The organism is Burkholderia sp. Bp9099 (assembly GCF_003857805.1).
Classification (GTDB): Bacteria; Pseudomonadota; Gammaproteobacteria; order Burkholderiales; family Burkholderiaceae; genus Burkholderia.
In genome coordinates this window covers 1-770 of the sequence record NZ_QTPU01000099.1, presented here as the reverse complement: position 1 = coordinate 770, position 770 = coordinate 1, and the positions used below count along the sequence as shown (strand labels likewise).

The window sequence follows — 770 nt, the reverse complement described above, 5'->3', positions numbered from 1 at the left end:
TGCGCCGCGCCGAGCGCCGCTTCCGCTGCCTTGCCCGTGATGTTCTTCGCGCGCAGGTCCACCAGCATCACGTGGCTTTCGGTGCGCCCCGACACGATCCGCAGGCCACGCTTGACCAGCGTTTCAGCCAGCACGCGTGCGTTCTCGACCACCTTCTGCTGATATTCCTTGAACTCCGGCGACAGCGCTTCCTTGAACGCCACGGCCTTCGCCGCGATCACGTGCATCAGCGGGCCGCCCTGGATGCCCGGGAAGATTGCCGAGTTGATCTGCTTCTCGTACTCGGCCTTCATCAGGATCACGCCGCCGCGCGGGCCGCGCAGGCTCTTGTGCGTCGTGGTCGTGACGAAGTCCGCGTGCGGCACCGGGTTCGGGTACACGCCCGCTGCGATCAGGCCGGCGTAGTGCGCCATGTCGACCATCAGGTACGCGCCGACCGACTTCGCGATCTTCGCCAGACGCTCGAAGTCGATCTTCAGCGCGAACGCCGATGCGCCCGCGACGATCAGCTTCGGCTTGTGCTCGTTTGCCAGCTTCTCGGCCGCGTCGTAGTCGATGTCTTCCTGTTCGTTCAGGCCGTAGCTGACGACGTTGAACCACTTGCCCGACATGTTCACCGGCGAGCCGTGCGTCAGGTGGCCGCCATGCGCGAGGCTCAGGCCCATGATCGTGTCGCCCGGCTTGAGCATCGCGAAGAACACGCCCTGGTTCGCCTGCGAACCCGAGTTCGGCTGCACGTTCGCGGCTTCCGCGCCGAACAGCTGCTTCAC

At 65.6% G+C, this 770-nt stretch carries 1 protein-coding gene; it reads right to left on the bottom strand.

Annotation, left to right across the window (positions count from 1 at the left end):
* The coding region (glyA, locus tag DIE17_RS37065; RefSeq protein WP_148095680.1) for a serine hydroxymethyltransferase at window positions 1–770 on the bottom strand (770 nt) is incomplete at both ends.